General features: G+C 71.3%; 28 protein-coding genes and 2 riboswitches. Of the genes, 14 read left to right on the plus strand and 14 right to left on the minus strand.

From position 1 onward, the window contains the following. Nucleotides 1-129 precede the first annotated feature (129 nt). Nucleotides 130-236: riboswitch (TPP riboswitch) on the plus strand. The 4 genes from thiO to ACIOD2_RS40670 all read left to right on the plus strand — a co-directional run bounded on the left by thiO (nt 230) and on the right by ACIOD2_RS40670 (nt 2795). Continuing rightward, nucleotides 230-1306 carry a glycine oxidase ThiO gene (gene thiO / locus ACIOD2_RS40655; protein WP_400550481.1) on the plus strand — a complete coding sequence of 359 codons (1077 nt, stop codon included), beginning with the start codon at nt 230-232 and terminating at the stop codon, nt 1304-1306. (Overlaps the previous riboswitch by 7 nt.) After that, nucleotides 1306-1506: a sulfur carrier protein ThiS gene (gene thiS / locus ACIOD2_RS40660; RefSeq protein ID WP_400550483.1), complete on the plus strand. Its 201-nt coding sequence runs from the start codon at nt 1306-1308 to the stop codon at nt 1504-1506. The genes thiO and thiS overlap by 1 nt, the downstream gene beginning before the upstream one ends. Nucleotide 1507: 1 nt before the next feature. Continuing rightward, nucleotides 1508-2266: a thiazole synthase gene (locus tag ACIOD2_RS40665; protein ID WP_400550485.1), complete on the plus strand. Its 759-nt coding sequence runs from the start codon at nt 1508-1510 to the stop codon at nt 2264-2266. A gap of 97 nt (nt 2267-2363) precedes the next feature. After that, nucleotides 2364-2795: a MarR family winged helix-turn-helix transcriptional regulator gene (locus ACIOD2_RS40670; protein WP_400550487.1), complete on the plus strand. Its 432-nt coding sequence runs from the start codon at nt 2364-2366 to the stop codon at nt 2793-2795. Here the strand turns inward: ACIOD2_RS40670 and ACIOD2_RS40675 are convergent. Then, nucleotides 2792-3157, minus strand: a complete 366-nt coding sequence (locus tag ACIOD2_RS40675; protein WP_400550489.1) for a winged helix-turn-helix transcriptional regulator — start codon at nt 3155-3157, stop codon at nt 2792-2794. The two genes, ACIOD2_RS40670 and ACIOD2_RS40675, sit on opposite strands and share 4 nt — an antisense overlap. 92 nt (nt 3158-3249) lie before the next feature. Here ACIOD2_RS40675 and ACIOD2_RS40680 point away from each other — a divergent pair, with 92 nt between their 5' ends. After that, on the plus strand, nt 3250-4089 hold the full coding sequence (locus tag ACIOD2_RS40680) for an SDR family oxidoreductase (protein ID WP_400550491.1): 840 nt from the start codon (nt 3250-3252) through the stop codon (nt 4087-4089). Here ACIOD2_RS40680 and ACIOD2_RS40685 read toward each other — a convergent pair. Together ACIOD2_RS40685 and thiD (ACIOD2_RS40690) are read right to left on the minus strand one after the other, a co-directional pair. Then, nucleotides 4086-4892 carry an ion transporter gene (locus tag ACIOD2_RS40685; RefSeq protein ID WP_400550493.1) on the minus strand — a complete coding sequence of 269 codons (807 nt, stop codon included), beginning with the start codon at nt 4890-4892 and terminating at the stop codon, nt 4086-4088. The genes ACIOD2_RS40680 and ACIOD2_RS40685 overlap by 4 nt on opposite strands. Nucleotides 4893-4951: 59 nt before the next feature. Next, nucleotides 4952-5779, minus strand: a complete 828-nt coding sequence (gene thiD / locus ACIOD2_RS40690) for a bifunctional hydroxymethylpyrimidine kinase/phosphomethylpyrimidine kinase (RefSeq protein WP_400550495.1) — start codon at nt 5777-5779, stop codon at nt 4952-4954. A 110-nt stretch (nt 5780-5889) separates the two neighbouring features. On the opposite strand from thiD (ACIOD2_RS40690), the gene ACIOD2_RS40695 reads away from it, so the two are divergent. Both ACIOD2_RS40695 and ACIOD2_RS40700 read left to right on the plus strand, forming a co-directional pair. Beyond that, complete coding sequence (locus ACIOD2_RS40695) at nt 5890-6900, plus strand: phosphatidylinositol-specific phospholipase C domain-containing protein (protein WP_400550497.1); 1011 nt, start codon at nt 5890-5892, stop codon at nt 6898-6900. 160 nt (nt 6901-7060) lie between these two features. Then, on the plus strand, nt 7061-8572 hold the full coding sequence (locus ACIOD2_RS40700) for an alkaline phosphatase family protein (protein WP_400550499.1): 1512 nt from the start codon (nt 7061-7063) through the stop codon (nt 8570-8572). Nucleotides 8573-8591: 19 nt separating this feature from the next. On the opposite strand, the gene ACIOD2_RS40705 is transcribed toward ACIOD2_RS40700, so the two are convergent. From ACIOD2_RS40705 to ACIOD2_RS40720, 4 genes are all read right to left on the minus strand, one after another. After that, complete coding sequence (locus ACIOD2_RS40705) at nt 8592-8987, minus strand: hypothetical protein (protein WP_400550501.1); 396 nt, start codon at nt 8985-8987, stop codon at nt 8592-8594. 18 nt (nt 8988-9005) lie between these two features. Further along, the gene (gene thiD / locus ACIOD2_RS40710) at nt 9006-9812 is read right to left on the minus strand and encodes a bifunctional hydroxymethylpyrimidine kinase/phosphomethylpyrimidine kinase (protein ID WP_400550684.1); all 807 of its coding nucleotides are present in this window, start codon (nt 9810-9812) and stop codon (nt 9006-9008) included. Further along, nucleotides 9812-11446 (minus strand): phosphomethylpyrimidine synthase ThiC, encoded by a 1635-nt coding sequence (gene thiC, locus ACIOD2_RS40715; RefSeq protein ID WP_400550503.1) that lies wholly within the window; start codon nt 11444-11446, stop codon nt 9812-9814. The genes thiD (ACIOD2_RS40710) and thiC overlap by 1 nt, the downstream gene beginning before the upstream one ends. Then, a riboswitch (TPP riboswitch) is annotated at nt 11440-11564 on the minus strand. (Overlaps the previous gene by 7 nt.) A gap of 50 nt (nt 11565-11614) precedes the next feature. Next, the gene (locus ACIOD2_RS40720) at nt 11615-12526 is read right to left on the minus strand and encodes a S1C family serine protease (protein WP_400550505.1); all 912 of its coding nucleotides are present in this window, start codon (nt 12524-12526) and stop codon (nt 11615-11617) included. Between the two features lie 206 nt (nt 12527-12732). On the opposite strand from ACIOD2_RS40720, the gene ACIOD2_RS40725 reads away from it, so the two are divergent. Continuing rightward, nucleotides 12733-14898 (plus strand): glycoside hydrolase family 15 protein, encoded by a 2166-nt coding sequence (locus ACIOD2_RS40725; protein WP_400550507.1) that lies wholly within the window; start codon nt 12733-12735, stop codon nt 14896-14898. Between the two features lie 65 nt (nt 14899-14963). On the opposite strand, the gene ACIOD2_RS40730 is transcribed toward ACIOD2_RS40725, so the two are convergent. Then, on the minus strand, nt 14964-15542 hold the full coding sequence (locus tag ACIOD2_RS40730; RefSeq protein ID WP_328448169.1) for a peptide deformylase: 579 nt from the start codon (nt 15540-15542) through the stop codon (nt 14964-14966). A 155-nt stretch (nt 15543-15697) separates the two neighbouring features. Between ACIOD2_RS40730 and ACIOD2_RS40735 the strand changes: the two genes are divergently transcribed. After that, nucleotides 15698-16006 carry a DUF3263 domain-containing protein gene (locus ACIOD2_RS40735; RefSeq protein WP_323324274.1) on the plus strand — a complete coding sequence of 103 codons (309 nt, stop codon included), beginning with the start codon at nt 15698-15700 and terminating at the stop codon, nt 16004-16006. Further along, entirely contained in the window at nt 16003-16629 is a 627-nt protein-coding gene (locus tag ACIOD2_RS40740) for a LytR C-terminal domain-containing protein (protein WP_400550510.1), read from the plus strand. Before ACIOD2_RS40735 ends, ACIOD2_RS40740 begins: the two co-directional genes overlap by 4 nt. 51 nt (nt 16630-16680) lie before the next feature. On the opposite strand, the gene ACIOD2_RS40745 is transcribed toward ACIOD2_RS40740, so the two are convergent. After that, on the minus strand, nt 16681-18948 hold the full coding sequence (locus tag ACIOD2_RS40745) for an AAA family ATPase (RefSeq protein ID WP_400550512.1): 2268 nt from the start codon (nt 18946-18948) through the stop codon (nt 16681-16683). 5 nt (nt 18949-18953) lie between these two features. Then, nucleotides 18954-19577: a nitroreductase family protein gene (locus ACIOD2_RS40750; protein WP_400550514.1), complete on the minus strand. Its 624-nt coding sequence runs from the start codon at nt 19575-19577 to the stop codon at nt 18954-18956. 15 nt (nt 19578-19592) lie between these two features. Between ACIOD2_RS40750 and ACIOD2_RS40755 the strand changes: the two genes are divergently transcribed. Then, nucleotides 19593-20225, plus strand: a complete 633-nt coding sequence (locus ACIOD2_RS40755; protein WP_400550516.1) for a TetR/AcrR family transcriptional regulator C-terminal domain-containing protein — start codon at nt 19593-19595, stop codon at nt 20223-20225. Between the two features lie 183 nt (nt 20226-20408). On the opposite strand, the gene pssA is transcribed toward ACIOD2_RS40755, so the two are convergent. Continuing rightward, nucleotides 20409-21380, minus strand: a complete 972-nt coding sequence (gene pssA / locus ACIOD2_RS40760; protein ID WP_400550518.1) for a CDP-diacylglycerol--serine O-phosphatidyltransferase — start codon at nt 21378-21380, stop codon at nt 20409-20411. A 4-nt stretch (nt 21381-21384) separates the two neighbouring features. Continuing rightward, a complete protein-coding gene (locus ACIOD2_RS40765) occupies nt 21385-22110 on the minus strand; it encodes a phosphatidylserine decarboxylase (RefSeq protein WP_400550520.1) in 726 nt (241 codons plus the stop codon). A gap of 229 nt (nt 22111-22339) precedes the next feature. Here ACIOD2_RS40765 and ACIOD2_RS40770 point away from each other — a divergent pair, with 229 nt between their 5' ends. Continuing rightward, on the plus strand, nt 22340-22576 hold the full coding sequence (locus tag ACIOD2_RS40770) for a hypothetical protein (protein ID WP_400550522.1): 237 nt from the start codon (nt 22340-22342) through the stop codon (nt 22574-22576). Nucleotides 22577-22615: 39 nt separating this feature from the next. Here ACIOD2_RS40770 and ACIOD2_RS40775 read toward each other — a convergent pair whose 3' ends face one another. Continuing rightward, entirely contained in the window at nt 22616-22900 is a 285-nt protein-coding gene (locus tag ACIOD2_RS40775) for a GlsB/YeaQ/YmgE family stress response membrane protein (RefSeq protein WP_326944740.1), read from the minus strand. Nucleotides 22901-22982: 82 nt separating this feature from the next. Here ACIOD2_RS40775 and ACIOD2_RS40780 point away from each other — a divergent pair, with 82 nt between their 5' ends. Beyond that, nucleotides 22983-23543 (plus strand): ArsR/SmtB family transcription factor, encoded by a 561-nt coding sequence (locus tag ACIOD2_RS40780; protein ID WP_400550524.1) that lies wholly within the window; start codon nt 22983-22985, stop codon nt 23541-23543. Further along, a complete protein-coding gene (locus tag ACIOD2_RS40785; RefSeq protein WP_400550526.1) occupies nt 23540-24793 on the plus strand; it encodes an MFS transporter in 1254 nt (417 codons plus the stop codon). The genes ACIOD2_RS40780 and ACIOD2_RS40785 overlap by 4 nt, the downstream gene beginning before the upstream one ends. On the opposite strand, the gene glp is transcribed toward ACIOD2_RS40785, so the two are convergent. Continuing rightward, nucleotides 24747-25940: a gephyrin-like molybdotransferase Glp gene (gene glp, locus ACIOD2_RS40790; RefSeq protein ID WP_400550528.1), complete on the minus strand. Its 1194-nt coding sequence runs from the start codon at nt 25938-25940 to the stop codon at nt 24747-24749. The two genes, ACIOD2_RS40785 and glp, sit on opposite strands and share 47 nt — an antisense overlap. Nucleotides 25941-25948 lie beyond the last annotated feature (8 nt).

Genomic DNA, 25948 nt, shown 5'->3' on the forward strand with positions numbered 1-25948 from the left:
GCGACCGTACCTGGCCGCGTTACCAGTCCGGCCAAAAGCAGGCCGGCCCTCGAGCGGCACGTGTCGTTGCCACGAAAGCCATCGGCCGTGACTGTGGTTGGACTGGTAACCAGCGGCACAGTAGGGTGAACGAGTCCGCACGGGAGCCCGGGGCAACGGGCTGAGAGGGAGCTGCCGCTCCGACCGTGGAACCTGATCCGGGTCATGCCGGCGCAGGGAGCGTGATCCCATGACGAACACCTTGGCCGTGGTCGGCGCCGGCGTGATCGGCCTGTCCGCGGCGTGGCGCGCGGCCGCGCAAGGCCACGCGGTCACCGTTTACGACCCCGAACCCGTGCGCGGCGGCGCGTCCTGGCTGGCCGGCGGCATGCTCGCCCCGGTCACCGAGGCCTGGCCGGGTGAGGAGGACGTCCTCGCCCTCGGCGAAGAGTCCCTGCGCCGCTGGCCCGGCTTCGCACGTGACCTCACCCTGGAAGGCGTCGACCCCGGCCTGGCCGGGCACGGCACGCTGGTCGTCGCCTTCGACAGCGCCGACGCCGGCCACCTCGACATCCTCGCCGGCTACCTGCACTCCCTCGGCCGCGCGGCCGAACGCCTGACCGGACGCGAGGCCAAGCGGCTCGAGCCCGGCGTCGGATCCGTCCGAAGTGGACTTCACGTGCCCGGCGACCTGGCGGTGGACAACCGGAAACTGCTCAACGCGCTGTACGCGGCCTGCGTCAACCACCAGGTCCGGTTCGTCCGCGAACGCGTCGCAACGATCCCGGACGCCGACGCCGTCGTGCTCGCCGCCGGCGCCTGGACCGGACGGCTGCACCCGCAGCTCGCCGACGCCGTCCGCCCGCTCAAGGGCGAGATCCTCCGGCTGAAACCCCGCCGCGGCTGCCTGCCGCCGCCGTCACGCACCGTTCGCGCCGTCGTCGAAGGCCGGCCGATCTACCTCGTCCCGCGCGGCGACCAGGAGCTCGTCCTCGGCGCGACGCAGTACGAAGCGGGCTTCGACCGGGCCGTCACCGCGCGCGGCGTCCGTGAGCTGATCGAGGGCGCCGAGCGCGTTTTCCCGGCGATCACCGAGTACGAGCTGGCCGAGACGGCCGCGGGCCTGCGGGCCGGCAGCCGCGACGCGCTGCCGTACCTCGGTGTCCTGGACGACGGCGTCTACGCCGCGACCGGGCACCACCGCAACGGCCTGTTGCTGGCCCCGGTGACCGCGGACGCCGTGGTCGCCTGGCTCGAGGGGGAGAAGCCGCCCGAAGGCGTCGAAGCGGCTTCGCCCGCCCGCCTGTCCCAGAAGGAGCACGTGTGATGGAGATCAAGCTCAACGGCCGGTGGACGGAGTTCCCGGACGACGCGACCGTCGCCGACGTCCTCGACGCCGCCGGCGGGCAGCGGCCCGGGATCGCCGTCGCGGTCGACGGTGTGGTCGTCCGCCGGGGCGACTGGGCCACCGCCGCCGTGCCCAAGGGCGCGGCGTTCGACGTGCTCACCGCCGTCCAAGGAGGCTGAAGTGGACGAAGAACCGCTGGTCATCGGTACGCACAAGCTGTCGTCACGGCTGATCATCGGCACCGGCGGCGCGGCGAACCTCGCCGTGCTCGAACGCGCGCTGGTCGCGTCCGGCACCGAGCTGACCACCGTCGCGATGCGACGCGCCGACGCCGAGGGTGGCTCCGGCGTGCTCGAACTCCTGAAAAGGCTCGGGATCCAGCTGCTGCCGAACACCGCGGGCTGCCGCACGGCCGCCGAAGCGGTGCTCACCGCGCGCTTGGCGCGCGAGGCGCTTGATACCGATCTCATCAAGCTCGAGGTGCACGCGGACGACCGGACGCTGCTCCCGGACCCCCTCGAGACCCTCGACGCGGCCGAGCAGCTGGCCGCGGACGGCTTCACCGTGTTCGTCTACACGAACGACGACCCGGTGCTCGCGCTGCGCCTGGAGGAGGCCGGCTGCGCCGCCGTGATGCCGCTGGGCGCGCCGATCGGCACCGGCCTCGGGATCCGGAATCCGCACAACATCGAGCTGATCGTTTCGCGAGCGGGTGTGCCGGTGATCCTCGACGCCGGAATCGGCACCGCGTCGGACGCCACGCTGGCGATGGAGCTGGGCTGCGACGCCGTCCTGCTGTCCACCGCGGTCACCCGGGCCAGTGACCCCGAGCGGATGGCCGCGGCGATGCGCTCGGCCGTCGTGGCCGGGCGGCTGGCCCGCGGCGCCGGCCGGGTGCCGCAGCGCTTCTGGGCCCAGGCGTCGAGCCCGCCGCGCTGACCGCCGGCGCCTTAACACCGAACCCGCACCGGGAACCCGTAAAGTGGACCGAACTTTCCGGCGCACCCGCGCACGGGTGAGGCAGAAGGAGCCAGCCGTGACCACATCGGTCCAGGACACCTCGGGCAGGTTGTACCTCGCGGTGGGCAGGCTGTCGCGATCGCTGCGCCAGGCCGGTGTGCCGGGCCCCGGCCACGGCGCGATCTCCGCGCTGGCGACCCTGGTGCACGCCGGTCAGCTCCGGCTCGGGGATCTCGCCGCGAAGGAGGGCGTCGCCGCCGCGACGATGTCGCGGATCATCGCGTCCCTGGTCGAGGCCGGGTACGTCAGCCGCGAGTCCGACCCGGTCGACCGGCGGGCGTGGCTGGCGAAGGCCACCGAAGAGGGCGAGCGGCTCGTCTCCGGCGTCCGGTCGACGCGGGTGCAGGAGCTGAACCGGCGGCTCGACAAGCTGTCGCCGGAGCACCGCGAGGCGTTGACCGCGGCGCTCCCGGCGCTCGAAGCGCTGATCGCCGACGACGACCGCTAAGCGGCGGGCGGCAGCCGCCGGGTGATCCGGTCGAAGAGCTCTCCCAGCGGCTCGCCGACGTCCCGGCCGAACTCGGTCAGCCCGTAGGTGACCTGCGGCGGTGTCGTCGGCTCGACGTGCCGCCAGATCAGGCCGTCGTCGACCAGCGCCCGCAGGGACTGGGCGAGCATCTTCTCGCTGATCCCTTCGATGCTCTCGCGCAGCTCGAAGAACCTGAGGTCGTTGCTCTGCAACGAGATCAGCACCCAGATGCCCCACCGGCTGGTCACGTGGTCGACCACCTCGCGCGCGGCGCAGGCGGTGTGAAACACCTCATACCGCGGTTTGGCCTCGCCCTGGGTGATCTGCGCGCCTCCGGTCACGTAGGGAGCTTACCCGGAGGTATGTCCTTACGAAAAGTTAGCTTGGCTCCTAGCGTCCCGAGCAGCGAAGACATCGGACGAAGGAGCAGAACATGATCGTGGTGACCGGGGCCACCGGGAACATCGGCCGGCCGTTGACACGGGCGCTGGCCGAGGCGGGGCAGCAGGTGACGGCGGTGTCGCGGCACGCCGCGGCGGTCCCGGACGGGGTGCGTCACGTGGTGGCCGACCTCGCCGAACCCGCCGGCTTGGAGCCGGTGCTGGCCGGGGCGAAGGCGTTGTTCCTGCTGCTCTCCGGCGACCTGCACGCCGTCGGTGCCGACCCGGCGGACCTCGTCCGCACGGCCATCGCCAGTGGGGTGCGCAAGGTCGTCCTGCTGTCCACGCTGGGCGTGGCGACCAGGCCGTTCGGCACGACACGGGTCGCGATGCGTGCCCTGGAGGACGTGCTGCGCGAGTCCGGGTCGGACTGGAGCATCCTGCGGCCGGGTGGGTTCGCCTCCAACGCCCTGTGGTGGGCCGAATCCGTCCGCACCCAGCGGGTTGTCGCCGCGCCCTTCGGCGACACCGGGGTGCCCGTCATCGATCCGGTGGACATCGCCGAGGTCGCCGCGGCCTGCCTGCTGGACGACCGGCACACCGGCGAGGTCTACGAGCTGACCGGGCCGGAGGTGATCACGCCGCGCGGGCAGGCGGCGGCCATCGCCGGCGCACTGGGCTCGCCGGTGCGGTTCCACGAGCTGACCCGCGCCGAGGCCAAGGCCGGCATGACCCGGACCATGCCGGGCGAGCTCGCCGACGACACCCTGGACATCCTCGGCTCGCCGAGCCCGGCCGAGCTGCGGGTCAGCCCGGACGTCGAGCGGGTGCTCGGCCGGGCCCCGCGTTCGTTCACCGACTGGGCCGCCCGGAACGTCACCGCGTTCCGTTAAGCCGCCTGCTCGCGCCGTAGCTCGGCGAGCTCCGCGCGCACGGCGCGGAGCTCTTCGAGGATCTCGCGGTTGGCCTCGGCCTGGGTCGCGGCCTGCTTGGCCTCTTCCTCGCGGATGTCCTGCCGCAGCTCGTCCTCCATGCCGCTGACCACGACGGCGATGAAGAGGTTCAGCACCGCGAAGCTGGACACCAGGATGTAGACGACGAAGAAGATCCAGGCCATCGGCGCCTGCAGCATGATCTCCTTCGCGATGTCCGGCCACGCCTCGCCGGTCATCACCTGGAACAACGTGAACAGCGACGTCCCGAGGTCGCCGAAGTTCTCGGGCGAGATGACGCCGAACAGCTTGGTCGCCATCACACCCGCGACGAAGATGATCAGCCCGAGCAGCGCGGCGATCGACGCCATCCCGGGGATCGCCGCGAGCAGGCCGGAGACGACCTTCCGCATGGACGGGACGACGGAGATCAGCCGCAGCACCCGGAGCACGCGCAGCGACCGCAGCACGGCGAACGGCCCGGTCGCCGGGATCACCGCGATGCCGACGACCAGCAGGTCGAAGACGTTCCAGTTGTCGCGGAAGAACGCGCCGCGGTAGGCGTAGAACTTCGCCAGCAGCTCGGCGACGAAGATGCCGAGCGCGATGTGGTCGAGGGTGTGCAGGAGCCCGCCGAACCCGTCCATCAAGGACGTCGACGTCTCCATGCCGAGCGTGGTCGCGTTGAACACGATCACGGCGATGATGAAGTTCTGGAAGCGGCGGTCCTCGAGGAACTTCGCCACGCGCTCGCGCCCGGTCAAGGCCGTCCCCCGTTGTGGTCAAGGATCAGTAAACGAGGAAAGGGTAACCGGACGGGTACTCAGCGCTCTTCGGGTGCCAGCCGCCAGAAGGCCGAGACCGGGCCGACCTTGGCGCCCATCGGGTAGGCGTGCTCGACGGCGTGGGACACGAACCACTTGCCGTAGCGGGCCGCCTCGACCACCGACATGCCCTTCGCCAGGCCCGCCGTCAGCGCCGACGCCATCGTGTCGCCGGCGCCGTGCGTGTGCTGGGTCGGGTACCGCTCACCGGGCAGCTCCACGAACGTCGAGCCGTCGAAGAGCAGGTCGACGCACTCGGGGTCGGCCTGCAGGTGACCGCTCTTGACCAGGACGTACTTCGGGCCCATCCGGTGCAGCACCACCGCGGCGGTGTGCATGCCTTCGCGGTCCTTCACCGTCATCCCGGTCAGCAGGCGGACCTCGTCGAGGTTCGGCGTGAGCACGGTCGCGCGCGGCAGGAGCTCGTCGCGCAGGGCGTGCAGGCCGGCGTCGTCGAACAGCGGGTGGCCGTGCATCGACGCCGCCACCGGGTCGACGACGAACGGGATCTTCTCGTTGCGGCCGATCTCCGCCTTGTCGCACGCCGCCGCGACGGCGTTGATGATCTCCGCGGACGCCAGCATGCCCGTCTTGGCCGCGCCGACCCCCATGTCCGCCGCGACGGCCTCGATCTGCCCGGCCACGATGTGCGGCGGCAGGTCCGCGCGGTCGTGCACGCCCAGGGTGTTCTGCACCGTGACGGCGGTGACGGCGACCAGGCCGTGGACGCCGCAGGTGAGGAACGTGCGCAGGTCCGCCTGCAGACCGGCGGCACCGCCGGAGTCCGATCCGGCGATGGTCAACGCGGTGGGCGGGCTCGTGGTCATTCTCTTCCCGACTTCTGGTCTAGGCCAATCGGCCGCTTTTCCTTCATGAGCAGTCAACCACGGTGGCACATTGTGTGAGCTACTCACCAGTTACGGGCGAAGGAGCCTGGATGAAGCTCTTCTCGGTGGTACTCCTCACGGCCGCTCTCGCACTCTCCGGGGCGACCGCCGCCCATGCGGACGGGCCGAAGCTCTCCCACGTCACGACCGTCGGCGTGCACAACACGTACGACCCGGCGGCCTACGACTACCTGGCCCGGGCGCTCGACGCCGGCTCGTCGCTCATCGAGCTCGACGTCTGGCCGGACTTCATCACCCACGAGTGGAAGGTCAGCCACTCGAACCCGTTGGGGAACAGCAACAACTGCGTCGCGGCGACTTCGGCGTCGCAGCTGTACACCGGCGGGAAGAACAAGAACCTGGAGTACTGCCTCGACGACATCCGGATCTGGCTCGCCGCCCACCCGGGCCACACGCCGCTCACGCTCAAGCTGGAGATGAAGACCGGCTTCTCGGACAACACCGGCATGGGCCCGGACGAGCTGGACGCGACGTTCCGCTCGCACCTGGGCAGCGTCGCCTTCCGCCCGGGTGAGCTGCTCGGCAGCTACGGCACCCTGGACGACGCGGCCAAGGCGGACAACTGGCCGTCCGTGGACGCGCTGCGGGGCCGGGTGATCACCGAGATCATCCCGGGCACCGTCGAGGAGGGGAACCCGACCGACACGCTGCACACGGACGTCGAGTACGCGCGGTACCTGGTCGGGCTCAAGAACGCCGGCCGGGTCGGCGACGCCTACATCTTCCCGACCGTGCACGGCGCGGCCGGCGGTGACCCGCGGGACAAGTACACCGCCGACCTCAAGCCGTGGTTCGTGGTCTTCGACGGCGACGCGAACGCGTGGGTCACCCAGACCGGGCCGTGGTGGTACGACGCCAACCACTACTACGTCGTGATGACCGACGGCCAGAACGTCGCGCCGGCCATCGACGCCCACAACCCGACGGTCGACCAGGCCAACCAGCGCGTCGCGGACCTGGCGAAGCAGCACGCGTCGGTGATCACGTCCGACTGGACCGGGCTCACGACGGTGCTTCCCCAGGTGCTCACCCGGGGCTAGACCCGCAGACCTGTGGCCGGCCGGCCTCGATCAGCTCGAGGCCGGTCGGCCCGCCGCGGCCCGCTGATGGCTCACCGGGTTTCGCCGGGCGTTCACCTCTTCGTCTCCGTGGCTCCCTAACCTCCGGGTAACTCATCCGAACCAATTTCCTGGAGGGTTCATGCGGAGACTGTTCTGCCTGGTCACAGCGTTGGTCGCGGTAGCGGGGCTGACGACCGGTGTCGCCGAAGGGGCGGCCAAAACGCCCAAGGTGCTGGTGATCGGGCTCGACGGCACGCGGTTCGACAAGCTCCTCGCCGCCGACACACCGAACGTGCACTCGCTCGTCCAGCGCGGGTATTCGTCGCGCAGCTCGCTGTACGGCAGCGGGATGGCACCGACGCTCAGCGGCCCCGGCTGGTCGTCGATCCTCACCGGCGTCTGGCCCGACAAGCACCTGGTCAAGGACAACGCGTTCACCGGCAACAACCTGGCCCCCTACCCCAGCTGGCTCGCGCGGGCCGAGACGGCGAACCCGGCGCTCGACACCTACGCCGCCGTCGACTGGAAGCCGATCGGGGACAAGATCCTGCGGACCGGCCAGGACCGCAAGTTCGTCCTGGACGGCGACTCCGCCGGTTACGAGAACACCGACCCGCAGCTCGCGGCGGACGCCGAGAAGCACCTGAAGCAGGACAAGGCCGACGCGTCGTTCGTCTACTTCGGAGAGACGGACGAGGCCGGCCACGCCCACGGCGCGGATTCGCCGGAGTACGCGGCGACCCTGCGCTCGGACGACGCGTACCTCGGCCGGCTGCTCGCGGCCATCAGCGCACGGCCGTCGTATGCGTCGGAAGACTGGCTGGTCATGCTGACGACCGACCACGGCCACACCGGCCCGGGCGGCCACGGCGGCGACAGCCCCGAGGAGCGCATGACGTTCGTGGTCGCGGCCGGCGGCGCGGTGCCGCCGGGAACACCCGCGGTGGCCCCGAAGATCGTCGACATCGCGCCGACGGCGTTGCGGCACCTGGGAATCCCGCTTTCCCTGGATGGTTATGCCTTGGGTGCGGTGCCGGTGGACCCGTTCGACTCGGCGGTCCTGAAGTCGCGTGTGGACGAAACCGGCGTCCCGGCTTCGGTGCCGGGCTGGACGCACGACGCGCCGTCGGGCTGGACGGTCCGCAACGCTTCGGCCATGCCCGCGGGTGTGACGGAATGGCAGGGCTGGGCGTTCACGAACGACGACTTCTGGACGCGCACCGCGCCGGGGCAGGAGCGGGAGGCGAACGTGCGGTCCCGGGGCGTCTTCGCGGTGGCGGACCCGGACGAGTGGGACGACAAGGGTTCGCCGTCCTCTTCGGGTACCTTCGACTCTTCCCTGGTTTCGCCCACCCTCACGGTGTCGGGTAAGTCCACTGTGGACATCGGGTTCGTCTCGCACTACCGCCAGGACGGCACCCAGCGCGGCGCCCTGACGGTCTCCTTCGACGGCGGCGCGGAGAAGCCGATCCTGGCCTACGGCCCGGAATCCTCGTCCGCGAACCGAGGCGGCGACGTCCTGTCCCAGCCGACGACGACGTCGGTGGCGGTCCCGGCGGGCGCTCGGTCGGCCCGCTTCACGTGGCGCCTCTACGCGGCGGGCAACAACTGGTACTGGGCGGTCGACGCACCGCGTCTGACGGCCCGTTGAGTGCGCCGGTGGGGCCGGCTCACGCGCCGGGTCGGTCCCACCAGTGCGGCTGGTCGATGCCGGGCCGGTCGCGCAGCGGGAAGTAGAAGTGAACGCCGAGCGCCTCCGCCAGGGCCCGGCCCTTCTCCGACGCCTCTTTGCCGGTCGGCTGCGTGCGGCCGAGGTGACCCGCGAACCAGCCCAGGGTGACCAGTTCGTACTCCGGGCGCGCCACGACGACGCACAGCGTGGGGATCCAGCCCCGCGAGTCGCCGTCCCAGACGATCTCGACCGCGAGCGGGCTCAAGTTCTGTTCGGCGACGGCGGTGAGCATCCCGGCCACCGTGCACTCCGGCGGCGGATTCAGCAGACCGCGTTCGCGCAGGTGATCCGAACGGTCGCTGACGAGCCAACTGCCTTCGTTGATGCCGGGCACCGGGTTTCCCGCACCCGCTCAGTCTGTCAGCACCCAGAACGGCGACACCGGGCCGACTCCCGCGCCCAGCGGGTAGGACTCCGCCACGCAGCGCTCGATGAACTTCTTGCCCGCCGCCACCGCGTCCGGCACCGAAGCGCCCTTGGCCAGCCCTGCCGTGATCGCCGAGGCCATCGTGTCGCCGCCGCCGTGGGTGTTCTCCGTCTGGTAGCGGGGGCCGCTGAGCGAGATGACCGCGCCGCCGTCCGTCAGCAGGTCCACACAGTCCGGTGTGCCCTCCATGTGACCGCCCTTGACCAGGACCCACCGGGATCCGAAGGCCAGCAACGCTTCCGCCGCGTCCCGCTGGGAAGCCTCGTCCGTCACGGAGATGCCCGTCAGCAGGCGGACCTCGTCCAGGTTCGGCGTGATCAGCGTCGCGCGGGGGAACAGCTCCGTGCGGATCGCCTCCAGGGCGTCCTCGCGCAGCAGCGCGTGGCCCGTCATCGACGCCGCCACCGGGTCGACCACCAGCGGGATGTCCCCGCCGACCTCGTCGAGGGTCTTGGCCACCGCGCGGATGATCTCCGCCGTGGCCAGCATTCCCGTCTTGGCCGCGTTGACGCCCATGTCGGACGCCACCGCCTTGATCTGCGCGGCGACGACGTCGGCCGGGATCTCGGTGAAACCCTGCACGCCCAAGGAGTTCTGCACGGTGACGGCGGTCAGCGCGACCAGGCCGTGCACGCCGTTGGCGAAGAACGTGCGCAGGTCCGCCTGGATGCCCGCACCACCGCCGGAGTCGGATCCGGCGATGGTGAGGGCGGTCGGCGGGGTCTTCGGAATCATTGCCCGACCACGGGGAGGTACACCTTGCCGCCGGACTCGCTGAACTCCGCCGACTTCGAGGCCATGCCCGCCTCGATGGCCTCCACAGTGGACAGACCGTGTTCCTCGGCGTACTTGCGGACGTCCTGCGTGATCCGCATCGAGCAGAACTTCGGCCCGCACATCGAGCAGAAGTGCGCGGTCTTGGCCGGTTCGGCGGGCAGTGTCTCGTCGTGGAACGCGCGCGCGGTGTCCGGGTCGAGCGACAGGTTGAACTGGTCGTTCCAGCGGAACTCGAAGCGGGCCTTCGACAGCTCGTCGTCCCACTCCTGCGCGTACTGGTGCCCCTTGGCCAGGTCGGCGGCGTGCGCGGCGATCTTGTACGTGATCACGCCGGTCTTGACGTCGTCGCGGTTCGGCAGGCCGAGGTGCTCCTTCGGCGTGACGTAACACAGCATCGCCGTGCCGTACCAGCCGATCTGCGCCGCGCCGATGGCCGAGGTGATGTGGTCGTAGGCCGGCGCGATGTCCGTCGTGAGTGGACCGAGGGTGTAGAACGGCGCCTCGCCGCAGAGCCGTTCCTCCAGCTCGACGTTCTCCTTGATCTTGTGCATCGGCACGTGGCCGGGGCCTTCGATCATCACCTGGACGTCGTGCGAACGCGCGAGGTGCGTCAGCTCGCCCAGGGTCTCCAGTTCGGCGAACTGCGCGCGGTCGTTGGCGTCCGCGATGGACCCCGGGCGCAGGCCGTCGCCGAGGGAGAACGTGACGTCGTACTGGCGCAGCAGCTCGCAGAGCTCCTCGAAGTGCGTGTACAGGAACGACTCCTGGTGGTGCGCGAGGCACCACGCGGCCATGATCGAGCCGCCGCGGCTGACGATGCCGGTGACGCGCCGCGCGGTCAGCGGGATGTAGCGCAGCAGCACGCCGGCGTGCACGGTGACGTAGTCGACACCCTGCTCGCACTGCTCGACGATGGTGTCGCGGTAGACCTCCCACGACAGCTTTTCCGGTTCCCCGTTGACCTTTTCGAGTGCCTGGTAGATCGGCACGGTGCCGACCGGCACCGGCGAGTTGCGGATGATCCACTCGCGTGTCTCGTGGATCCGCTTGCCGGTCGAGAGGTCCATGATGGTGTCGGCACCCCAGCGGGTGGCCCACACCATCTTGTCGACCTCTTCCTCGACCGACGACCAGACGGCCGAGTTGCCCATGTTGGCGTTGATCTTCACCAGGAAGTTCTTGCCGATGATCATCGGCTCGGACTCGGGGTGCCGCCGGTTGACCGGGATCACCGCGCGCCCGCTCGCCACCTCGGCGCGCACGAACTCCGGTTCGACGCGCTCGCGGGCGGCGATGTACTCCATCTCCCTGGTGACGACGCCTTGTTTGGCCCACCCGAGCTGGGTGTTGTGCTCGCGGCCGTCGGCCCAGCCGGCGCGCAGCCGATGGAGTCCACTGTGGACGTCGATCTTCGCTTCGGGGTCGGTGTACGGCCCGGAAGTGTCGTAGACGTCGAAGTTCTCCCCGTTGGACAGCTCGATCCGCCGCGCCGGAACGCGGAGCCCGGATTCGGTCTGGTGGTACACCTTGCGTGAGCCCGTGATGGGCCCGGTCGTGACGGAGACGTCCTTGTTTTCCAAGGTGGTCAACGACTTTCACTCCCTACGCCGGCATTACCCGGTCAGGTTCATGCGGTCGGTGACACCCGGGACAAATCCCCAGTCACCCTCTCAGCCCGCCATGGCGCGAGCTCCCGCGTTGTGGTGTTGTGCCACCGACCATGCCACGCCGGGGCGCCAGACTCAAGTCCGCTCACCTCACCCGACCAGTTCGGCCGGTGTGGCGTAGACGTCGACCATGGCTCCGTTGCGCAGCACGGTGATCGGCAGTGGGGTGCCGATCACTTCGGCGAACAGCTGCCGCTGGATGCCCTGCGCGTCCGACACGCGGGTGCGGCCGACGGTCAGCACGAGATCGCCCGCCCGCAGGCCGGCGCGCTCGGCGGGCCCGCCGGAAACGACTTCGCGCACCCGCAGCCCGGCCTCCTGCCCGGTCCGCTCGGCGACGTCGTCGGGCAGGGGCGCGGGCACGCCGACCACGCCGAGGTACGCGCGCCGCACCCGGCCTTCGACGACGAGGGTGTTGATGATCCGGCGCGTGGTCGAGTTGATCGGCACGGCGAGCCCGAGCCCGACCCCGGCGACGGCGGTGTTGATCCCGACGACGCGGCTCGCCGAGTCGGCGAGCGCGCCGCCGGAGTTGCCCGGGTTGAGTGCGGCGTCGGTCTGGATGACGTCCTCGATCACGCGGCCGGCGCGGCCGTGGCGCACCGGGAGCGCCCGCCCGAGCGCGCTGACGACCCCCGCGGTGACCGAGCCGGAGAAGCCGAGCGGGCTGCCGATCGCGACGACGAGCTGCCCGACGACCAGGTTGTCGGCGTCCCCGAGCGCGGCGGCGGACGGCGTCTCGTCACGCGCCCGCAGCACGGCGAGGTCGGAGAGCGGATCGGCACCGACGACGTCGAAGCGTGCTTCGCTGCCGTCGGCGAAGGTCGCGACGCCCTGGCGTTCACCGTCGACGACGTGGGCGTTGGTCAGCAGGTAACCGTCGTCGGCGAAGACGACCGCGGACCCGCTGCCGCGCCCGAGCTGAACCCCGGCGACGTGCGGGGTGACGGTCTTGGCGACCGTGCTGACCGAGCGCGAGTAGGCGTCCATCGCCTCGTCCATGAAGTACCTCGATTACACCGTTGCAGGTACTTCAAGTGTGCGCCGGTTACCGCGGGAAGTCCGTTCGCCGGCAGAGAACCGGTGGCGTGACCGGACCAGTGACGGTCAGTGGTTCACCGATTCGGACCATGCGCCGGTGAAGGATCGGCGAGACACTGCCTGTCGCTTCTGTAACGGTGCAGAAGCGACATCACTGTGGGGTTGATATGCGCAAACTCATGGTCTCGGCACTCGCCGGGCTGCTGGTCACCGGGCTGATACCCGCGACCGCGGCGGCACAGGGGACGGCTCCCGGCGCCCCCGGCGCCCATCCCAGCTGGCTGCCCGCGAACAAGACCGGCTTCGGCACGGCCCACGACCGGTCGAGCAACGTCTGGTTCACGCTCCAGGGTGGGCAGCTGTCCGAGGTCTACTACCCGGACCTGTCCACGCCGAGCGTCCGCTCGATGAACTTCGTCGTCACCGACGGGCGCAGCTTCGCCGTCGCCGATTACACCGCCAAGTCCCAGCAGGTCCGGCGCACCGACGACGACAGCTTGACCTACGAGCAGACCGTCACCGACGACCAGCACCGCTGGCGGCTGCGCAAGACCTACGTCACCGACCCGGCCGCGACGACCGTGCTGGTGGACGTCGACTTCCAGTCGCTGACCGGGCGGCCGTACCAGCTCTACGCCGTCGCCGACCCGGACCTGACCAACGACGGCTCCGACGACTCGGCCGCCCGCAAGGGAGACGCGCTCACCGCGTCGGACGCCACCAACGCCGCCGCTCTGACCGCGAAGCCCGGCTTCACGAAAACCAGCGTCGGCTTCGCCGGGGCGTCCGACGGCAACACCCAGCTCACGAAGACGTTCAAGCTCGCGACCTACGACACCGCCGCGAAGGGCAACGTCCTGCTCACCGGGCAGACCGCGGCCGACGGCGTGCGCAGCCGGCACGTCACCCTCGCGCTGGGCATGGGCGCGAAGGCGGCCGACGCGCTCGGCAACGCGCAGGCGTCGCAGCGGCGCGGCTTCGGGGACATCACCCGCTCGTACGACCGCGGCTGGGAGCAGTACCTGCGCGGGGTGAGCAAACCGCCGTCGTCGCTGAAGACCGACAGCGAGCGCGACCTCTACAAGGCGTCGATGCTGACGCTGGCCGCGAGTGAGGACAAGCACCACCCGGGCGCGTTCATCGCGTCGCCGAGCATGCCGTGGCGGTTCGGGAACAACGACCCGGAGTGGTCGCCGTCCGGCACCTACCACCTGGTCTGGCCGCGTGACCTCTACCAGATCGCGACCGGCCTGGCCGCCGGCGGCGACACGGCCGCCGCGAGCCGCGCGGTGACCTACATGTTCGGCACGCAGCAGCAGGCTGACGGGCACATGCCGCAGAACAGCCGGGTCGACGGCGTGCCGTACTGGACGTCCGTCCAGCTCGACGAAACCGCTTTCCCGATCGTGCTGGCCCAGCAGCTCGGGCGCAACGACGTCTGGCCCGGCGTGCGCAAGGCGGCCGACTTCCTGTTGTCCTACAAGGGTCCTGACGGCCAGGCCTCGCCGTGGACCCAGCAGGAGCGCTGGGAGGAACAGGACGGCTGGTCCCCGTCGACGATCGCGTCGGTGATCGCCGGGCTCGTCTGCGCCGCGGACATCGCTTCGCACAACGGCGCGCCGGCGGACGCCGCCCGCTACCTCGCGGCGGCCGACAAGTTCAAGGCCGACCTGCCCAAGCAGACGATCACCACGAACGGGCCGCTGTCGAAGGACCCGTACTTCGTCCGGCTCACCAAGGACGGCAACGCGAACGCTCCGACGACGTACAACCTCGGCAACTCCAGCGTGACGATGGACCAGCGCGCGGTCACCGACGCCGGGTTCCTCGACCTGGTGCGCCTCGGCGTCTACCGCGCCGACGACCCGGTGATCGTGAACAGCGTTCGCGTCACGGACAAGGAGATCTCGTTCACCACGCCGACCGGCCAGTTCTGGCACCGCTACACGAAGGACGGCTACGGCGAGCAGGCCGACGGTTCGCCGTGGGACTACACGTTCCCGGCCGAGAGCCGCACGACGTTCGGCCGGCTGTGGCCGCTGCTGGCCGGCGAGCGCGGCGAGTACGAACTGACGCTCGGCCAGCCCGGCTCGGCCGCGCGGCGGCTGCGTGACCTCGGCCGGGTGAGCAGCTCGGCGGAGACCATGCCGGAGCAGGTGTGGGACGAGAACCCGCCGTCGGGCCAGACCGGTTTCCCGGCCGGCACGCCGAACACCTCGGCGACGCCGCTGGCCTGGACGCACGCGCAGTACGTCCGCCTGGCCTGGGACGTCAAGGCGGGCTCTGTGCTCGAAACCCCCCGAGTGGTCCGCTGCCACTTCCTGGGTTGCTGAAAGCCGTGAAAGCCACCTTGAGGGACATAGAGTCCCTCAAGGTGGCCTTCACGGACTTGGGAGGGTCAGATGACGGCGCCGTCGTCTTCGGGGGTGCGCGGCGGCAGCCACGAGAGGCCGGGGACGCCCCACTTGTTGGACTTCAACATCTTCTTCGCGGCGCGGGCGTGGCGCCCGACGAGCCGGTCGAGGTAGATGTAGCCGTCGAGGTGGTCGGTCTCGTGCTGCAGGCAGCGCGCGAAGTAGCCGGTGCCCTCGACCTCGATCGGGTTGCCTTCGATGTCGGAACCGGTCACCTTCGCCCACGACGCGCGGCCCGTCGGGTACGACTCGCCGGGCGCCGAGAGGCAGCCCTCCCAGTCGTCGTCCGGGTCCGGCATGGTCTCCGGGATCTCCGACGTCTCGAGCTTCGGGTTGACGACGACGCCCTTGTGGCGCACGCCCTCGTCGTCGGGGCAGTCGTAGACGAACACCCGCAGGTCGAGGCCGATCTGGTTGGCGGCGAGGCCGACACCCTCGGCGGCGTACATCGTCTCGAACATGTCGTCGGTGAGGATGCGCAGCTGCTCGTCGAACTCGGTGATCTCCCGAGTCGGGTTGTGCAGCACGGGGTCGCCGGCGATCCGGATGGCGTGGACGGTCACGAGCGGGCAGTTTAGTCGGACCCTTCTGGTAGACCTGCATCAGACCGTGACGCGCCGGTGTTGATGCCCACGTCGGCGTGCTGATTCGTGGTTGAATGACGCCCGCGGAAGAGCTAGGTCATGATCGCCATGTCGCCCGATTGAGAGGGACTCGGATGGACGCCGCGGAGTCGATGGCTGAGCCGCAGCCGTCGCCGCCGAAGCCCGTGCCCGGCCTGACCGAACGCGAGGTCGAGATCCTCGCCTTCGAGCGTCAGTGGTGGCGACACGCCGGGGCGAAGGAGAACGCCATCCGCGAGCGCTTCGAAGTCTCCACCACGCGCTACTACCAGCTGCTGAACAAGCTGCTGGAGAAGCCGGAGGCGATCGAAGCCGACCCGATGCTGGTGAAGCGGCTGCGCAAGACGCGCGCCGCCCGGCAGCGCAAACGTGGTGCACGGCGACTGGGGATCGAGCTGAAATGAGCGTGTTTTCGGGAATGTCCCGGCCGATGAAGGCCGCGGGCGTCGCGCTGATCGGCGTCGCGATCGTCGCCGCCGTCATCGGCGGGATCTCCGCGTTGAGTGGTGACGGATCGAACGAAGCCGGGCCGAGCGGTACGCCCAGCACCCAGCCCGGCACGCCGCCGGGCGGGCCGTCGTCGCCCACGTCGCCCACCTCTTCGACACCGCCGCCTTCGAGCACGGCCAGCCCGACGTCGCCCACGCCGCCGTCGTCCGGTCAGCCGACACCCGGCCAGCCGACGTCGGGGCAGCCGGGCCAGCCCGGCGACCAGCAGACGTCCAACAAGTGGGTCACCGTCCGGGTGTTCAACAACTCGACGATCAAGGGCCTCGCCGCGCGCGCGAAGGACGACTTCGCCGGCTCGGGCTGGAACGTCACCGAGGTCAGCAACTACTCGCAGGGCGTCATCCCGGCGACCACGGCCTACTACCGGCCGGGCACCGACGAGGAGGCCGCGGCCAAGCAGCTGGCGCAGGAGTTCGACTTCAAGGCCGAGCCCCGGTTCCAGGGAATACAGGATGCGAGCCCGGGTGTGATCGTCATCGTGACGAACAACTACGAGTCCGGTCACAAGGGCAGCTGACGAGCTGTTGCCGAAGGGGCGCCACCCGCGGGTGGCGCCCCTTCGCGTGTTTCAGTCCCCGGCCTGGACGTGGGCGTAGGCCTCCAGGGCCGCGAGCTGGGCCGGGTCCAGGCTCGGCCGGACCTTCGTGCGGGCCGTCGCGAGGTGGGCCGCCGTGACTTCGTGGGCTTCCAGCGACTCGCGCATCGCCGTCAACGCCGCCTCGCGGATGAGGGCCGCGCAGTCGGCCGCCGAGTAACCGTCCAGAGTGGACGCCACGGCGGCCAGGTCCACATCGGAGGCCAGCGGGGTGTTCTTCGAGGTCGCGAGCAGGATCGCGGTGCGGGCCTCGGCGTCCGGCGGCGGCACGTAGACACGGCGCTCCAGCCGTCCGGGCCGCAGCAGCGCCGGGTCGACCAGCTCGGGCCGGTTCGTCGCGCCGAGCACGACGACCTCGCGCATCGGCTCGACACCGTCCAATTCGGTCAGCAGCGCCGCGACCACGCGGTCGGCGACACCGGAGTCCGACGACTGGCCGCGGCGCGGGGCCAGCGCGTCGATCTCGTCGAGGAAGATCAGCGACGGCGCGGCCTCGGCGGCGCGGCGGAACAGCTCCCGCACCGCGCGCTCCGACTCGCCGACCCACTTGTCCATCAGCTCGGCGCCCTTGACCGCGAACACGTTGAGCGCGCCGGTGCCGGCCAGCGCCCGCACCAGGAACGTCTTGCCGCCGCCGGGCGGCCCGTAGAGCAGCACCCCGCGCGGCGGTGCGACGCCGAGCCGGGCGAACGAGTCCGGGTACCGCAGCGGCCACAGCACCGTCTCGGTGAGCGACTGCTTGACGTCGACCATGTTGCCGACGTCGTCCAGCGTCAGCCCGCCGGTGGCCAGGTTGTCCGAAGTGGACAGCGACACCGGCCGGACGGTGGTCAGCGCGGCCTCGAGGTCCTGCTGCGAGACGCGCGGCTCGTCCTCTTCACGCTGGCGCAGCGCCGCCCGCAGGGCCGCGTCCCGCCGCAACGCGATCAGGTCCGCCGCGACGAACCCCGGCGTCCGCTCGGCGAGCGCGCCGCAGTCGATGCCCGGCTCGAGCGGGACGTCGCGCAGCAGGACGTTCAGCAGCTCACGGCGGATTTTCGCGTCCGGAAGGGCCAGGCCCAGCTCACGGTCCAGCAGGTCCGCCGCCCGCAGCCGCGGGTCGGCGGACTCGGCGCGGGCCGTCGTCGCGACCACGGCGAGGCGGTCGCGGCGCAGGGCCGCGCGCAGCTCCTCCAGCACGACCGTCGCCACCGGCGGCGGTGTGGTCGCGGGCAGCAGCGCGTCGACGTCGGTGAGCAGCAGCACGGCCGGGCCGGTGGCGGCGCGGATCGCCTCGCGCAGGCGGGCCACCGCGACGTTCGGGTCCAGCACGGCGAGGTTGGGCGCGGCCACCGGCACGACCTTGACGTCCTCGGCCTGCGCGACCGAACGCACCAGCGTCGCCTTGCCGACACCCTCCGGGCCGGACAGCAGTACGCCGAGGTGGGCGGGTGCGCCCAGCTTCGCGAGCAGCTCCGGCCGGTGGAAGGCCAGGTCGAACCACTCGGAAAGCTTGCGGGCGGCCGCTTCGCCGCCGATCAGGTCGGCCACCGGCACGGCCGGCTCGGTGACCTCCGCGACCGCCACCTCGTCCTCGACGATCTCGGCGTCGATCCACTCCTCGGCCGCGGTGACGGCGGTGGTGCGGACGAGCGCGGTCGCCGTCCGCGGCGCGGCGGGCTCGGCGGCGGGCCGGGCGCCGTCGCGCCAGACGACCACTGTGGACGGTCCAACCGCGACAGTGCCGGCCGGCTCGGTCGCGGTGACGGTCAGCAGCTCGTTGGTCCAGGTCGCGCCGATGGCCCGCGACAGCTGGCCGCGCAGCCCGGCGGCGTCGGACCCCGGCTGCGGCGCGAGGTCCTGCGGCAGCAGGGAAACGGCGTCCCCGACGGTCAGGACCTTGCCGATCAGGGCGAGCCGCAGCATGTGCGGGCTCACCGAGGTGCTGGCCAGCCGCGACCCCGCGACGGTCACCGTCCGCGCCGCGGACACCTCGGCCGGGGCGACGACGACCTCGGCGCCCTCGGTGACGCCGAGGTTCGACATCGTGACGTCGTCGGTGAGCAGCACCCCGGGCACGCCGGTCTCGTCGGCGGGCGCCGCGAGCGCGGCGCTGACGCGGGCGCCGGTCAGGTGCACCGCGTCCCAGGCCCGCAGGCCCAGCGCGTCGAGGACCTCGGGGTGCAGCCGGACGACGCCGCGGCGGGTGTCCAGCGCGGACGGCGTGTGCCGGACGGTCAGCGTGATCTGGGGGTGGCTCACGCCGTTCACCCTAGCGATGCGGAGCGCTCCCACGCGTCGAAGTAGGTGATGTCCCGGACCGCCGGCCGCGCCGCGGGGCGGAAGTCACGCTGGGTGGTGTGGGCGACGGCCAGCAGGCTGATCTGCGTGACGTCATCGGGGATGCCGAGCAGGGCGGCGACGTCGGCTTCGTGGTCCTGCAGGTGGTAGCCGCAGATCGAGCTGCCGAGACCGCGCGCGCGAAGCGCCAGCTGGAAGCTCCAGATCGCCGGGTAGGCCGAGCCGAAGTACGCGGACTGGGTGAACGCGTCGGCCGGCGGGCGGCCGATCAGGCACGGGATCGCCAGCACGGGCACCCGTTCGAGGTTCCGGACGAGGTGCTGCGCCGACGTGAGGGCGCGTTCCTCGACGAGGTGGCCGTACTTCGCCCACGCCGTCTCGGCGGTTTCGCGGGTGTACGCGGCGATCTTGGCCTTGGTGCCCGCGTCCCGCACGAGCAGCCAGCGGAACCGCGCGGCCATGCTGCCCGCGGCGGGGGCCTGCTGGGCGATCTCCAGGCAGTGGTCGAGGACGTCCTGGGGCACGTCACTGTCGAGGTCCAGCTTGCGGCGTACGGATCGGGTGGTGGTGAGCACGGTTTCGGCGTCCATACTTACACTGTAAGCGTGAGTCTGAATCGTGGGAAAGTCCTTGACGCGGCCCTGCGGCTGGCCGACGAGCAGGGGCTGGCGGCGCTGTCGATGCGCAAGGTCGCGGCGGCGGTGGGCGTCGAGGCGATGTCGCTCTACAACCACGTCGCGAACAAGGGAGACCTGCTCGACGGGCTCACGGCGCGGGTCTTCGAAGAGGTCACGGTGCCGGACCCTTCGCTGCCGTGGGAGTCGCGGGTGCGGTCGCTGGCCGAGGGCCTGTACGCGAGTTTCGCGCGGCACCCCGTCGTCGTCCGGGCGCTGGCGGCGCAGGACGCGAACCCGCGTTCGGCCGGGGCTTTGCGCGTCATCGACGCGTTGCTGCACGCACTGCTCGACGCGGGCCTTTCCGAAGAAGTCGCGGCCCGGTCGTACCGCTCGCTGCTGGGCATGCTGTTCGGCTCGGTCCTCACCGGCACCGCGGGCACCGGCACTCCCGCGGCCGCTGCCCGGGTGGAGCCGGTGGTCGCGTACTTCCGCCGGATGGTGACGCCGGAGGAGCTGCCGAGCCTGCACCGGGTGCTGCCCGCGCTGGAGTCCGGCGACTGCGTCCAGGACTTCGAGCACCAGCTGAACCTGCTGATCACCGGCCTGGGCTCAGCGAGCTAGACGGCGTGTCGTCCCCTCAATCACGCGTGTCGACCCTCTGATCACACGTGTCGGCTGCTCAATCACGCGTGATCACGTGCCCGGAGGGTCGGCTCGCGTGCCTGCAGGGTCGGCTCACGTGATTGGAGGGTCGACACGCGTGATTGGAGGGTCGACACGCGTGGATGGGGAGGACGACACGGGTTACTTGCGGCGGAGGCCGATCTGGCGCCAGGAGCGGCGGCGCTGGCCGTCGCCGTTCTGAGCGTTTTCGCGGGGGCCCCGGGGGGTGCGGACGTACTCGCCGTTGCGGGGGAGGCGGACCGCGCGCATCGCGGCGCCCGCGACGCGGCGGCGCAGCGGCGGGCGCAGGCCGAGGCGGCGCTGGGAGCGGGCCCGGCGGATCGCGCGGCGCTCGCGCGGCGGGACCGTCCAGGCCTCGGGGTGCGCGGCCAGCCAGCGGCTGCGGTAGACCGAGTACGGGATGTGCGCCAGGTACAGGATCATCGCGACGATCAGCGCGACCAGCGGGAACTGGATGATCGCCGCCGCCAGCAGGGCGACGCCGATCAGCAGCGGCGCGATCGCCTTTGCCGGGGCCTTGACCGTCTTCAGCGACAGCGTCGGGATCCGGCTGATCAGCAGGGCCGCGATGGCGATCGTCCACGCCCAGACGACCCACTGCGACGACCACCAGCCGCCGCCCCACTGCAGCCAGGCGACCAGCGGCAGCATCGCGAGCAGGCCGCCCGCCGGCGCCGGGACGCCGACGAAGAACTCGCTGGAGTACGGCGGCTGCTCGGTGTCGTCCAGCAGCGTGTTGAACCGGGCCAGCCGCAGGATCATGCAGACGGCGAAGATCAGCGACGCCACCCAGCCGATCCGGTCCGCGCCCGCCTGCCACACGTAGACGACCAGCGCCGGCGCGACGCCGAACGAGATGCCGTCGGACAGCGAATCCAGCTCCGCGCCCATCTTCGACGTCGCGTCGAGCAGGCGGGCGATCCGGCCGTCCAGGCTGTCGAGCACCGCGGCGATGCCGATCGAGGCGATCGCCATCGAGTAGTTCTTCGTCAGCGCGAACTGCACCGCCGACAGCCCGGCGCACAGCGCCAGCACGGTGATGGCGTTCGGCAGCAGCCGGACGCCGGGGGTGGTCGTGGTCACGCGGACCATGGGGTCAGCCTTCCGAGCGCGAGGCGGGGAGTTCGGCGATCACCGTCTCGCCGCCGACCGTCCGCTGGCCCTTCGCGACCAGCACCCGGGAGCCCGGCGGGAGGTAGAGGTCGACCCGCGAGCCGAAGCGGATGATGCCGTACGTCGCGGCGGCGCCGACCTTGTCGCCCTCGTGGATCTCGCACAGGATGCGGCGCGCGACGAGCCCGGCGATCTGCACGACGACGAGCTCGTGGCCGTCCTCGGTGCGCATCAGCACGGAGTTGCGTTCGTTGTCCTCGCTCGCCTTGTCCAGGTCCGCGGAGAGGAACTTGCCCGGCCGGTAGGCCACGCGCTCGATCACGCCGTTCGCCGGCACGCGCTGGACGTGCACGTCGAACACCGAGAGGAACACCGACACGCGCATCCGCGGCTCGGCGGGCAGGCCGAGCTCGGCGGGCGGGACGGCTTCCTCGATCAGCGAGACGAGACCGTCGGCCGAGGCCAGCGCGACGCCGTCACGCGGCGGCGGGACCCGCTTCGGCTCGCGGAAGAACGCGGCCATCGCCACGGTCGTGAGCGCGCCGAGGACGCCGAGGCGCTTGGAGAACCGGCGGGCGACCAGCGTCGCGACCGCGCCACCCGCCACGAACGGGCGACCGGCCGGGTGCATCGGCGGCAGCGTCTCGCGGGCGAGCTGGAGGGCGTGGGCGACGGGATTGCCGGCGGATTCCGGCCGGGTGCCGCTCATGGTCGGGTCCCCTGGTTTCGTGTCGTGAGGGCGGGTGACGCCGGGGTTCCGGCGGCCGCGTACGGGCGCCACCACGCTACCGCTGCCCCAGGTGGGGGTCTGGTCGGGTCCGTCCGGGTCCTCCGCGAGGGTGTCCCCGCGACGGGTGGGAGCGACCACATCCCGGTAACGGATGGTCGAAGTCTGCGATAACTCTGGGTAGTTGACGCCGTCTGACCTGTGAGGACCGATGACCGACCGCCGCGATCCCGCCGATGCCCGGCTCGCCGAGCTGCTCGGTGCGTGGCGCCGGGACGTCGCCGAGGGGCCGTTGCCGTCCCTCGTCGATCCGGACCACGCGGTGGACGTCGTCCTCGAGGCCAAGAGGCAGGCGCTGAGACGAAGCCGGGTGCATGCACCCCCCGACGGCGCATGCACCCGGCCCCGGAACCAGGGCGTGCGAGAAGCGCCGAACGACGTACTTTAGCCGCCGGAACCGTGTTGACCACTGTTCATCAGGCAAACGTTACGAACGGTCACCCGAACGACGGCCGATACCGCTCACGAGCCGCAGGATCGCCAGCAGCACGACGGCGCCCAGGATGGCCACGCCGAAGCTGGGGAAGTCGAAGTCGAACGACTTCGCCTGGCCGGTCGCGAGCCGGTAGATCAAGCCGCCCAGTGCCGCGCCGACCACACCGACGAGCACGCTGACCAGGCAACCCTGCCGACGCCGGTCCCGCCCGCCGACCACGAGGTTGGCGGCCCAGCCGACGAGCGCGCCGAAGATGACCCATGCGACGAAACCCATGGCGGAGAGCTTACGCGGGCTGATCACGCCAACGCACAAGAGGTATTGCACAAGAGCTGTTGTACAACTACTCTTGTGCGTCATGACCGATGACGTCCGGGAGATCCGGGACTCCAAGGTGCTGGCCGCCATGTCGCACCCGTTGCGCCGACGGCTCCTGGAACTGCTGCACCTCGACGGCCCCGCGACGGCGTCGATGCTCGCGGCCAAGACGGACCAGGCGGTGGGCAACGTCAGCCACCACATGAAGGTCCTGGCCGCCGCGAAGCTGGTCGAAGTGGCCCCGGAACTGGCCCGTGACCAGCGGGAACGCTGGTGGCGGCGCAGCGCCAAGACCCTCCGGTGGGCGGCCGCGAGCTTCCCCGGAGACCCGATCGCCGAAGCCGCCGAGGTGCTCGTGCTCGACCACCAGGTGGCGATCGCCCGCGACTGGATCGCCCAGCGTGAGACCTACCCCGAGGACTGGCAGGGCGGCCCGTTCAGCATCGACACGTGGGTGCGGCTGTCGCGCGAGGAGATGGACGAGCTGAACGAGCGGATCTTCCTGCTGATCAGCGAGTTCGAGAACCGCACCGAGCCCGGCGACGGCGTCGAACGGCGCCCGGTCTTCTTCGCCGCGCGGGCGTCGCTGGGTCAGCCGTGAAGGGGCTCTGGGGGAGCCGCGACTTCCGGCTGCTGTGGACCGGCGAGACCACCAGCATGCTCGGCAGCATGGTCGCGAGCACGGCGTTGCCGCTGGTCGCGGTGGTCACGCTGGGGTCGAGCACGTTCCAGGTCGCGCTGCTGACGGCGGTGGCCTGGCTGCCGTGGCTGGTGATCGGCCTGCCCGCCGGCGCCTGGGTCGACCGGCTGCCGAAGCGCCCGGTGATGCTGGCCTGCAACACGGTGTCGATGGCGGTGTTCGGCAGCGTCCCGCTCGCCGCGGTATTCGGCATGCTGACCATGCCGTACCTGCTGGCCGCCGCCTTGCTCGGCGGAGTCGCGAAGGTGTTCTTCAGCCTCGCCTACAAGGCCTACCTGCCGGCGCTCGTCGGTCCTGGTGACCTGCTCGAAGGGAACGCGAAGCTGCAGGGCAGCGAGTCCGCGACGCAGGTCGCCGGACCCGGCCTGGCCGGGTTGCTGGCGCAGGCGTTCGGCCCGGTCAGCGGGATCCTGGCGGACGCGGTCAGCTTCGGCGTCTCCGTGCTGTGCGTGCGGGCGATCAAGGTGCGCGAAACCGTCGTCCCGGTGAAGCGGACGCCGTTGCGCAGCCAGATCGCCGAAGGCCTGCGGTTCGTCCTCGGCGACCGCTACCTGCGGACGCTGATGACGTTCGGCGCCGTCTCGAACCTCGCGCTCACCGGGTACCAGGCCATCCAGATCGTGTTCCTGTCCCGCACGCTCGGCGCCGCACCCGGCCTGGTCGGGCTGGTGCTGGCGATGGCCGCGACCGGCGGGGTCTTCGGGGCCGCGCTGGCCGGGCGGCTCGGCGCCCGCTTCGGCACCGCCCGCGCGTTCCTGCTGTGCGAGGTGTTCGCGGCGCCGATGCTGCTGCTCGGCCCGCTGAGCGGCCCCGGCTGGGGACTCGCGCTGTTCGTCATCGCCGAGTTCGGCGTCTGCGCGGGTGTCGTCGCGTCGAACGTGCTGACCACGACGTTCCGGCAGCGCTACTGCCCGCCGGCGCTGTTCGGCCGGATCACCTCGACGACGTCGATCGTCAACTACGGCACGATCCCGCTGGCCGGCGTCCTCGGCGGCGTCCTGGGCGAGGCGATCGGCGTCCGCGAGACGCTCTGGGTGATGTCCGCGGTGCTGATCGCCGCCCTCGTGATGCTGGCGCCGCTGGCGAAGCTGCGCGACTTCCCGGTCACAGCAGCAGGACGTCCACCTCGTCGCCAACCGCTGCCGACGTGACGTCCTCCGGCAGCACGATCAGGCAGTTGGCCTGGGTGAACGCGGCCAGCAGGTGCGACCCCGGCCCGCCGCGCGGGCCGACCACCCCGGTGACCTCCCGCCCGGACGGCGTGAACACCCCGCGGCGGTACTGACGGCGTCCGGCGGGCGAGCTCATCTCCTCGCTCAGCTGGGCCCGCACCCGGCGGCGGGAGACGTCGGTGTGGCCGAGCGCGGCCAGCAGCGCCGGGCGCAGGAACGCCTCGAACGACACGAGCACGCTCACCGGGTTGCCGGGCAGCGTCACGACCGGCACGCCCTGCCAGCGTCCGCAGCCCTGCGGCCCGCCCGGCTGCATCGCGACCTTCGCGAACTCGACACCCTGCCCGGTGAGCGCGTCCTTCACGACTTCGTACGCGCCCGCGCTGACCCCGCCGGAGGTGACCAGCAGGTCGGCGCCGACCAGCCGCGGCTCGATGACCTTGCGGAACTCCTCGACGTCGTCGACCACGCTGCGGACGACCTCGACCTCGCAGCCGAGCTCGCGCAGCGCGGCGGCCAGCATCACGCTGTTGGACTCGTAGATCTGGCCGTGGCGCAGCGGCGCCGGCGCGTCGATCAGCTCGGTGCCGGTGGAGGCGACGAGCACCCGCAGCGGCCGGTGCACCCGCACCTCGGCGAGCCCGACCGCGGCGGCCAGGCCCAGGTGCGAATGCCCCAGCACGGTTCCGGCCGGCAGCGCGACGGCACCGGCGACGACGTCCTCGCCGGTGCGCCGGATGTGCGCGCCTTCGCGGGCTTCGGCGGTGATCGTCACGGTCTCGGTGCCGCCGTCGGTGTCCTCGACCATCACGACGGCGTCCGCGCCCGGCGGCACCGGCGCGCCGGTCATGATCCGGTGCGCGGTGCCGGGTTCGAGCGTCCCGACGTCGACCCGGCCCGCCGGGATGTCGTCGGCCACCGGCAGCGTCACCGGCGAGCCGGTCACGTCGGCGGCGCGGACCGCGTAACCGTCCATCGCGGAGTTGTCGAACGGTGGCAGGGACACGCCCGCCAGCACGTCCTCGGCCAGGACGAGGCCGGCCGCGGCGGCGAGCGGCAGGGAGGCGGCGGGTGCGGTGCCGAGGAGCGCGGTGATCCGCTCCCGGTAGTCGTCGACGGAGATCACCGGACCAT

The sequence above is a fragment of the Amycolatopsis sp. NPDC088138 genome (assembly GCF_044741685.1).
GTDB lineage: Bacteria > Actinomycetota > Actinomycetes > Mycobacteriales > Pseudonocardiaceae > Amycolatopsis.